Source organism: Bradyrhizobium sp. Kon56 (genome assembly GCF_055807635.1).
In genome coordinates this window covers 102,243-112,329 of the sequence record NZ_JBVVOU010000004.1, presented here as the reverse complement: position 1 = coordinate 112,329, position 10,087 = coordinate 102,243, and the positions used below count along the sequence as shown (strand labels likewise).

Annotated in this window: 6 protein-coding genes; 4 read left to right on the top strand and 2 right to left on the bottom strand. The window is 64.7% G+C overall.

Annotated features, from left to right (window positions below; genetic code table 11):
- Positions 1–3: 3 nt before the first annotated feature.
- From glgX to treY, 3 genes are read left to right on the top strand one after another with little or no spacing between them, the layout of a single operon-like run.
- Positions 4–2,082: a glycogen debranching protein GlgX gene (gene glgX, locus AC0L3B_RS08280; protein ID WP_085351910.1), complete on the top strand. Its 2,079-nt coding sequence runs from the start codon at positions 4–6 to the stop codon at positions 2,080–2,082.
- Positions 2,079–3,833 carry a malto-oligosyltrehalose trehalohydrolase gene (treZ, locus tag AC0L3B_RS08275; protein ID WP_026232660.1) on the top strand — a complete coding sequence of 585 codons (1,755 nt, stop codon included), beginning with the start codon at positions 2,079–2,081 and terminating at the stop codon, positions 3,831–3,833. The genes glgX and treZ overlap by 4 nt, the downstream gene beginning before the upstream one ends.
- 1 nt (position 3,834) lies before the next feature.
- Positions 3,835–6,621, top strand: coding sequence for a malto-oligosyltrehalose synthase (treY, locus tag AC0L3B_RS08270; protein ID WP_473380277.1), 2,787 nt, complete (start codon positions 3,835–3,837; stop codon positions 6,619–6,621).
- A gap of 3 nt (positions 6,622–6,624) precedes the next feature.
- Here the strand turns inward: treY and AC0L3B_RS08265 are convergent, their stop codons facing one another.
- Entirely contained in the window at positions 6,625–6,942 is a 318-nt protein-coding gene (locus tag AC0L3B_RS08265) for a polyhydroxyalkanoic acid system family protein (RefSeq protein ID WP_085351913.1), read from the bottom strand.
- 186 nt (positions 6,943–7,128) lie between these two features.
- Here AC0L3B_RS08265 and AC0L3B_RS08260 point away from each other — a divergent pair, with 186 nt between their 5' ends.
- Positions 7,129–7,293 carry a DUF3309 family protein gene (locus tag AC0L3B_RS08260; RefSeq protein WP_007595743.1) on the top strand — a complete coding sequence of 55 codons (165 nt, stop codon included), beginning with the start codon at positions 7,129–7,131 and terminating at the stop codon, positions 7,291–7,293.
- A gap of 103 nt (positions 7,294–7,396) precedes the next feature.
- Here AC0L3B_RS08260 and ligD read toward each other — a convergent pair whose 3' ends face one another.
- On the bottom strand, positions 7,397–10,084 hold the full coding sequence (gene ligD / locus AC0L3B_RS08255) for a DNA ligase D (RefSeq protein WP_018454049.1): 2,688 nt from the start codon (positions 10,082–10,084) through the stop codon (positions 7,397–7,399).
- Positions 10,085–10,087: the final 3 nt, after the last annotated feature.

Sequence of the window (10,087 nt, the reverse complement as noted above, 5' to 3'; positions counted from 1 at the left end):
ACGATGCGCCTGACTGCTGGATCGCCCGCACGCCTCGGCGCAAGCTGGGACGGACGCGGCACCAATTTCGCGCTGTTCTCCGCCAACGCGCAGAAGGTCGAGCTGTGCCTGTTCGACATGCAGGGCCGCCGCGAACTCGAGCGCGTCGAGCTGCCGGAGCGCACCGAGGATGTCTGGCACGGCTATCTCAACGACGTCTCGCCCGGCCAGCTCTACGGCTACCGCGTGCATGGCCCCTACGAGCCGGAGCACGGCCACCGCTTCAATGCCAACAAGCTCGTGCTAGACCCCTATGCCAAGCGGCTTTCCGGGCGGCTGGTCTGGAGTGACGCGCATTTCGCCTATCGCACCGGAAGCCCGCGCGAAGACCTGTCGTTCGACCGGCGCGACAACGCGCGCGGCATGCCGAAGGCCGTCGTCGTCGACGAGACCTTCAACTGGGGCCGCCGCGAGATCCGGCCCAACATTCCCTGGGAAGATACCATCATCTACGAGGCCCACGTCAAGGGACTGACACAGAAGCGCGACGACGTGCCGCCGAATTTGCGCGGCACCTATGGCGGCCTGTCCTCGCCCGCGATGATCGAGCACCTGAAGAAGCTCGGCGTCACCACGGTAGAGCTTCTGCCGGTGCACAGCTTCGTCGACGACCGCATCTTGGTGGAGAAGAAGCTCGTCAACTACTGGGGCTATAACACCCTGTCCTTCTTCGCGCCCGAGCAGCGCTACGCCCAGGACAACGCTCTCGATTCCTTCCGCACCACGATCGCACGTCTGCACGATGCCGGCATCGAGGTGATGCTCGACGTCGTCTACAATCACACCGCCGAGGGCAATCATCTCGGTCCGACGCTGTGCTATCGCGGCATCGACAACGCCTCCTATTACTGGCTGAACCGCGAAAACCCGCGCTACTACGACGATTTTACCGGCTGCGGCTCGTCGGTGAACCTCACCCACCCGCGCGTGCTGCAGATGGTGATGGATTCACTGCGCTACTGGGTCGAGGTCTGCCACGTCGACGGCTTCCGTTTCGACCTCGCCACCACGCTGGCCCGCGGACCGAACGGTTATGATCGAGGCAGCTCGTTCCTGACCGCGATCCGCCAGGACCCGGTGCTGGCGAGCGTCAAGCTCGTCGCCGAACCCTGGGATCTCGGCCTTGGCGGCTATCAGGTGGGCGCATTTCCCTCGCAATGGTCGGAGTGGAACGACCGTTACCGCAGCGCCATGCGCCGCTACTGGAGCGGCGAAGGCAGCCTGATCGGCGATATCTCCAGCCGCATGACGGCGTCCTCCGACCTGTTCAACCACGACGGACGGCGGCCGCGCGCCAGCATCAACCACATCACCGTGCATGACGGCTTCACCCTGGCCGATCTCTTCAGCTACAACGAGAAGCATAACGAGGCCAATGGCGAGGACAATCGCGACGGCTCCAACGACAACCACAGCAACAATTGCGGTGTCGAGGGTCCGACCGACGATCCCCAAATCGTCAGCTTGCGCCGGCAGCTTCGCAAGAACGTACTGGCCTGCCTCATGCTGGCGCAGGGCATTCCGCTGATCCTCGCAGGCGACGAGGTCGGGAATTCGCAATCAGGCAACAACAACGCCTATTGCCAGGACAACGAGGTGGGCTGGGTCGGCTGGGACAATCTCGGCAAGGACGGCGACGACATGGTCGGTTTTGTCGCCGAACTCGCCGATATCCGCCGCCGGTTCTCGCAGCTTCGCAGCCATCGCTGGCTCGACGGCCGCCCCAAGGACGGCATCTCCTATGGCGCGCTGTGGCTGACGCCGGCCGGCGACGAAATGACGGAAAGCGACTGGAAATTCCCGGAAGGGCGGTTCCTCTCCTATGTGATGGGGCCGATGGAACCGGGCAGCGCCGCGATCTTTATCGTACTCAACGCAGCCCCCGAAGAGATCGCATTCAAATTGCCAAAAATGACTGAATACAAGAGCTGGCAGCAGATCCTGAACACGACCGACGCCAAGCTGAATACGATCGACTTCCAGCCCGGGAGCGACAGCAAGGCGCCGCCGCGCTCCGTGCTCGCTTTCGCGGGGGCGCTATGAGGCCATCCTTCGGGGCGAGGCCGACGAGGGACGGCGTATCGTTCCGGCTGTGGGCGCCTGCCGCGCGCCGTGTCGATCTCCTGCTCGACAGACGACACGCGATGCAGCGCCGGCAGGATGGCTGGTATGTCGCCGAGATTGCCAATCTGCCCGTCGGCAGCAACTACAAATTCAGGATCGATGACGAGATCGACGTGCCCGATCCGGCGTCTGCATTCCAACCCGACGACGTGTTCGGCCCGAGCGAGGTGATCGATCATGACGCCTTCGACTGGCGCGCATCCGATTGGCGCGGCCGCCCCTGGGAAGAGACGGTGCTGATCGAGACGCATGTCGGCACCTTCACTGCGGAAGGCACCTATCGTGCGATGATCGACAAGCTCGATCATCTCGTCGCGACCGGCATCACCGCGATCGAACTGATGCCGCTGGCTGACTTCGCCGGTCGCCGCGGCTGGGGTTATGATGGCGTGCTGTGGTACGCGCCCGACAGCGCCTATGGTCATCCCGATGAATTGAAGACGCTGATCGACGAAGCCCATCTGCGCGGGCTGATGGTGTTCCTCGACGTCGTCTACAATCATTTCGGCCCCGAGGGAAATTACCTCGGCCGCTACGCGCCGGCCTTCTTCACCGACGCGCACACGCCATGGGGCAGTGCGATCGATTATCGCGTGCCGCAGGTTCGCGCTTTTGCCGTCGAGAACGCGCTGTCGTGGCTCAGCGACTATCGCTTCGACGGCCTGAGGCTCGATGCCGCCAATCACATCATGGCGATCCCCGGCGAGCAATCGATGCTGCAAGACCTTAGCGTCGCCGCGGGCGAGCTTGCCAAGGCGACGGAGCGCCATATCCATCTCGTGCTGGAGAACGGCGACAACCGCGCGAGCCTGCTCGACGCGGCGCAGGAGCCTCCGAACGGCAAATATCGCGGCCAGTGGAACGACGACTACCACCACGTCTGGCACGTGATGCTGACGGGCGAGCTCGCCGGCTATTATGCGGACTATCAAACGCCGCGGCTCGATCTCGCACGCGCGCTCGCCTCCGGCTTCGTCTATCAGGGCGAGATCTCGGAATTCTGGGGCAAGAAGCCGCGGGGCGAGAACAGCGGCGAGCTGCCGCCGGCAACCTTCGTCAACTTCCTGCAGAACCACGACCAGATCGGCAACCGGCCGCTTGGCGACCGGCTCGAAAGCCTGGCATCGCCCGAGCAGATCGAAGCCGCACTCGCGGTGACCCTGCTCGCACCGATGGTGCCGATGCTGTTCCAGGGCGAGGAGTGGGGCTCCATCGCGCCCTTCCCGTTCTTCTGCGACTTCCAGGGCGGACTGGCTGATGCCGTCCGCAAGGGGCGCAGGCAGGAATACGCCTGGGCCTATGAAAAGTACGGCGACGAGGTGCCCGACCCGCTCGATCCGGCAACACTGCAATCGGCCGTGCTCGACTGGACCGACCACACGCCGGAGCAGGATGCGCGTCTCGCGCTGGTGCGGGAGCTGCTCGCACTCCGCCACAAGGAGATCGCGCCACGACTGAAAGGTGCGCGCTTCGGTGATGCCGCCGTGGCCGATAGCGGCCTGCTCACCGCACATTGGCACATGGGAGATGGCGCGACGTTGCGCCTCGTGGCCAATCTCTCCGACAAGGACATCGCGTGTTCCGACGCCGGTGTGGGGACCCTGATCTGGGGCGGCGCGGCCGGCGACCGGCTTGCGCGCTGGTCGGTGGTCTGGCGCCTCGGAGGTTGAGATGGCTCCAGCCATTCCTCTCGCAACCTACCGGCTTCAGCTCACCGCGGATTTCGACTTCGACAAGGCCGCCGCGGTGGTGCCCTACCTGAAGGCGCTGGGAATCACGCATCTCTACACCTCGCCGGTGATGAAGGCCCGCAAGGGCTCGACGCACGGCTATGACACCGTCGACCACAGCCAGTTCAATCCGGAGCTCGGCGGCGAGGCCGGCTTCGCGCGGCTGAGCGAGGCGCTGACGCGACACGACCTCGGCCTCATCATCGACTTCGTACCGAACCATGTCGGCGTGCACTTCGCCGACAATCCTTGGTGGCTAGACGTGCTGGAATGGGGCCAGGCCTCGCCGCACGCCGTCTCCTTCGATATCGACTGGGATCAACTGGCCTTCCGCGCCCGCGGCGGCGTGCTGCTGCCGATCCTCGGAGCGTCCTATGGCGAAGCGCTCGAGAGCGGCGATATCGAGCTGCGCTACGATCCCAACGAAGGTAGTTTTTCCGCCTGGTATTTCGAACATCGATTGCCGATCGCGCCGGAGCGCTATGGCGAGGTGCTGCGGATGATCGTGAAGGACGCCGACGCCGCCGAGACCGAGACGGGCAAGCGCCTGCTGTCGCTCGCGGCGCGCTACACGGGACTGCGCCGCCCCAACCGCAAGGAAGCACCCGGCTTCAAGGCGGAGCTCAGGGAGATCGCAGGCAGCGCCGATATCATCGGGCGCGGCCTCGGCGCCTATCGCGCGGCCAAGGACCGTCCCGCGCAGACGCTGGCGCTGCATCATTTGCTGGAGCGCCAGCACTACAAGCTGGGGCACTGGCGGCTTGCCTCCAGCGACATCAACTATCGACGTTTCTTCGACGTCAACGGGCTCGCCGGCATGCGCGTCGAGGATCCCGGCACGTTCGCCGCCACGCACCGGCTGGTGAAGCAACTCATTGCCGACGGCAAACTGCAAGGCATCCGGCTCGATCATATCGACGGCCTGCGCGATCCCGCGCAATATTGCCAGCGGCTGCGCCGGCTGGTGCGCGACGCTCAGGGCACCACAAAGCCGTTCTATACGGTGATCGAGAAAATCCTGTGCGAGCACGAGCGCCTGCCGCATTTCGCCGGCGTCCAGGGCACCACCGGCTATGAGTGGATGAACGCCATCACTCACGTTCTGGTCGACGCCAAGGGGCTGGAGGCCATGGACGAGACCTGGCGGCAGATCAGCAACCGGCCGCCGCGGCTCGCGCCTTACGTCAAGGACGCCAAACGGCGCGTGCTGGAGACGCTGCTGACCAGCGAATTCACGGTTCTGACGCGCCTGCTTGCGCGCATCGCCAACGGGCACTACTCGACCCGCGACTTTTCCGCTGACAGCCTGCGGCAGGCGCTCGAGCTCTATGTGCTGCATTTCCCGGTGTACCGCACCTATTTGACGACAAGCGCGCCAACGGCGAACGATCGTAAGCTGATCGACAACACCATCGAGCACGCTCGCCGGGAATGGTTCGCCGCGGACGAAGGCATTTTCGACTTCCTGCGCGACGCCCTCACCATGGACCTGCTCAAGCCCGGTCGTCCCCCGCACAGCGCCCCGCGGGTGCGCCGCTTTGCGCTGAAGGTGCAGCAATTCACCGGGCCGATGATGGCGAAGTCGTTGGAGGACACCGCTTTCTATCAATTCCACCGGCTGCTCGCCCTGAACGAAGTCGGCGGCGATCCCGCGAGCAAGGGCCTCACCATTCCCGCTTTCCACGAGACCATGCAGGCCCGCGCCAGGGAATGGCCGCAAGGGATGACGGCGACCGCCACGCACGACACCAAACGTGGCGAGGACGCCCGCGCGCGGATTGCTGCCTTAAGTGAAATTCCCGGCGAATGGACCAGCGCCGTGGCACGCTGGAAAGTCCTGAACGCGCCGCACCTCGCGCTCGACGGCAATCTGCGCGCTCCGTCGGCAACGTTCGAATACATGCTCTACCAGACGCTGCTCGGCGCCTGCTCCCTCCAGGAGCCGGCCGATGCCGGTTTCGTCGCGCGTATCCAGGCCTATGCGCTCAAGGCCGCGCGCGAGGGCAAGGAGGAGACCAGCTGGCTCAACCCGCACGAGGCCTATGAGAACGGCGTCAAGAGCTTCATCGCGAAGATCCTCGATCCCGCGCAATCAGGCGAATTCCTGGAGGCGCTGAACACGCTGGCTCGCCGCGTCGCGCTGCTCGGCGCGCTGAACGCGCTGAGCCAGCTCACGCTCAAGGCGACACTGCCGGGCGTGCCCGACTTTTACCAGGGCACCGAATTCTGGGATCTGTCGCTGGTCGATCCCGACAACCGCCGCCCGGTGGATTTTTCCGCGCGACACGCGGCGCTGGGCACGCTGGACAACCCGGATTGGAATCACCTGATCAAGAGCTGGCCGGACGGTCAGCTCAAGCTGGCCTGGACGCGGCACCTGCTCAAGCTGCGCAACGAGCTGCCCGACGTCTTCGCGCGAGGTGACTACCAGCCGCTTCAGGTGCGGGGCGCACATGCCGACCATGTCGTAGCGTTTGCCCGCCGCCACGGCCGGGCTGCGGCGATCGTCGTGGTCGGGCGCCAGTTCGCACCTTTCACGCAAGCAGGCCGCGAATGGCCGGCGTTCGATGGGGCCGACGCCACTATTGACGTCACGGGCTATAATGTGCCGGGTTTCGCCGGCAACGATCTGCCGCTCGCGCAGGCGCTTCGCGGTTTTCCCGCTTCGGTCATCCCCGCGCGCCCAGCGGGCGCGGCGAAGCCGGTGCGACAGCGCACCCGCGCTTGAACGCTAGCTTTTCCCGTCCTTGCCCAACAGCAGCTGGCCGCGCTTGCGAATCGTGGCCTGCGCCATCTCCGCAAAGCGCTGCAATAGCCAGGGCAGCACCACCTGCACCTTGACATGGTCGTCGGCGACGTCGACCTGCCCCGTCGCGATCTGCCCGAGCGCGCGGATGCGGAAATTCATGCTGTCGCCGCTCCAGCTCTCCTCCTCGACCTGCATCACGGGAATGCTCGCCGCAGCGCGGCCTAGCCCAGTCTTGAGCCGGCGCACCGCCTCCTCGCGGCCCAAGCGGTGGGGAATGGAGACGACAAGCGGTGCTGACATGGCTCTGCCCGGTTAGTGATTGAACCTCACATAGTCATGCCCGGCGGTACCACAAAGGTTCCATGCAAGTTGCGCGTGCACCCGGTGTTTCATTGGCGGAACTTTAGAACCTGCGGCAAGTTGCCCTCGCACCACGGGACAGGTTGCAAACGACCCTTCTAACGAAGGGCTGGAGGAGATTTCCGCATGTCTATCGGTACGATCATTCTGATCATTTTGGTCATCGCGCTGCTCGGCGGCTTCAGCGGCATCGGCGGCGGCCCGTTCTACGGCACCGGCTATTACGGCGGCGGCGGTCTCGGGCTCGTCATCGTGATCCTGCTGATCCTGCTCCTGCTGGGACGGATCTAGCCACCAAACGAAGATCTAGTAGGGTGGGCAAAGGCGCAATGCGCCGTGCCCACCTTTTTGCTCGGCTGAGAGAAGATGGTGGGCACGCTTCACTTTACCCACCCTACTTCGTTTTCCCGGCGAGCTTCTTGATCGCCGCCTTGATCGACGCGGCTGCATCGTCATAACCATCCCACGCCTTCGATCGCGCCAGCAAGCCGGGCACCGTCCGCACCGTGTACCGCTTCGGATCGAGGTCGCTCTTCACCTGCGCCCACGTGACCGGCATCGACACAGTCGCACCATCTCGCGCACGCGGCGACAGCGGCGCCACCGCCGTCGACATCCGATCGTTGCGCAGATAGTCCAGGAAGATCTTTCCGTTGCGCAGCTTCTTCGACATGTTGAGCAGATAGCGCTCGGGAGCGTCGTCCGCCATCCACTGGCAGACGCCTTGCGCGAAGGCCTTGGCCTCCTTCCAGCTCACCTGGTCGCGCGCGCCGTGACGCAGCGGGACCACGACGTGCAGACCTTTGCCGCCGGTGGTCTTGCAGAAGCTTTCCATGCCGATGTCGGTCAGCCGCTGCCGCATCTCCTTGGCGGCCTCAACGACCTCGGCGAAGACGACGTCGGGCGCGGGATCGAGATCGAACACCAGCCGGCCCGGGGTATCGTAGGCGTAGGGCGCGCAATTCCAGGGATGCAGCTCGACGCCGCCGATCTGCGCCACGGCCGCGAGCCCTTCGATGCGGTCGATCTGCAAATAGGGCTTGCGGTCGCCGGAGACCCGCGCGAGCTCCAGAAGGTTCGAGGTGCCCTGCATGGCGTGGCGCTGGAAGAAGCATTCGCCCTTGATGCCGTCAGGGGCGCGGATCAGCGAGCACGGCCGGCCCTTGAGATGCACGATCATCCATTCGCCAACGGCTTCGAGGTAGCGCGCGAGATCCAGCTTGGTAACGGGATCGCCATTGCCGTCGTCCGGCCACAGCGCCTTGTCCGGCTTCGAGAGCACGACACCCATCACTTCGGCAGTGCCGGCTTGCGCTGTTCGTGCACCGGTCTTCGCTTGCGCGCGCGGCTTCGCGCGCTGCTTCGTCGAGGGCTCGGCAAGCTCGGTATCGACCGGTGTCTCGGCCTCGACCTCCTCCGCCGGCTTGTCCTGCCGCAGACCCTTGAAGGCGGCCTGGCGGATATTGCCGTCGGCAGTGAAGCCGGCGAACTCGATCTCCGCCACGAGCTCCGGCTTCAGCCAGTGCACCTCGCGCGTCTTTTTCGGTGCGTTCTTGCCGCCGAAGGGGCTTTGCTTCGCCTCCATGGCCTTCAAGGACGGCATGATGCGCTTGACCTTGTCCGCGCCGAAGCCGGTGCCGACCATGCCGACGAAGGCGAGATGATCACCGCGGTGCACGCCGGCCATCAGCGAACGGAATTTGCCATTGGTGGTCTTGTAACCGCCGATCACAACCTCATGGCCGGCGCGGCATTTTGCTTTGGTCCAGCTTTCTGTCCGCCCCGAACGATAGGGCGCGTCCAGCTTCTTCGACACCACGCCCTCGAGCTCGAGCTTGCAGGCGGATTGCAGCACGGCGTCGCCGCCGCTTTCGAAATGCTCGACATAGCGAATCTGGCTCGATTTGCGCTTACGCGCTTCCAGCAGCTCCTTCAACCGCGCCTTGCGCTCGCCGAGCGGCAGCCGGCGATAATCGAGGCCTTCCGCAAACAGCAGGTCGAACGCAAAGAAGATGAGCTCCTCGGTCTTGCCGTCCGACAGCGCCGCCTGGAGCGACGAAAAATTGGGTGCTCCATTGTGGTCGAGCGCGACGATCTCGCCGTCGACCATCATATCCGGCAGCGCGCCCGCCTCCTTCGCGATAGTTGCGAATTTTTCGGTCCAGTCGAGGCCTTTGCGCGTCTTCAACGTCGCCTTGCCGCCCTCGACCCGCAGCTGCACGCGGTAGCCGTCGAACTTGATCTCGTGGCACCAGCCGTCGCCGCCCGGCGGGCGCTCGACCGACGTACAGAGCTGCGGCGCCACGAAATCCGGCATCTCCGCCGCCTTGTTCGCGGTCGTCGCAGTCGTCGCTTTCTTCTTGACTGTTTTGCCGGTTTTCAACGCCGCGCGGGGCGCCGGCTTGACCGTGCGCTCTTTCGCCTCGTCCGCCCGGTTGGACTGCCAGACCGCGTCGGCCTTGGCCTTGGTGCCCTTCGCCAGCATGAACGGTTTTGGCGCACGGCCCTTGCCTTCGGCGATCTGATCCATCGCGCGGCCGGAGGCGACCGATTTGTCCTCCTCGAGAATGTCGTTGTCTGCGCCCTCGCGAACATATTCGTCGCGATGCTTGATCAGGAGCCAATTGGTCCGTTTGCCGCCGGTGCGGTCGTTGCGCATGCGCACCAGGACCCAGCTGCCGTGCAGCTTCTCGCCGTGCAGCGTGAACTTCAGATCGCCCTTCTTGAAACCGCGTTCGGGATCATCGGATTCCCAGGTGCCGCGATCCCACAGCATGACCGTGCCGCCGCCGTACTGGCCTTCCGGAATCGTGCCTTCGAAGTCGCCATAGTCGAGCGGATGGTCCTCGACCTCGACGGCCAGCCGCTTGTCGTGCGGATCGAGCGAGGGCCCTTTTGTCACCGCCCAGGACTTGAAGACGCCATCGAACTCGAGCCGCAGATCGTAGTGCAGCCGCGAAGCGTCATGCTTCTGAATCACGAAGCGGCGCTGCTTCGACGGCGCCACCGCGGTCTTGCCCGATGGCTCGGGCGTCTTCTCGAAATCACGTTTCTGTCGATACTTGGAGAGCTTTTGCAGCACGAC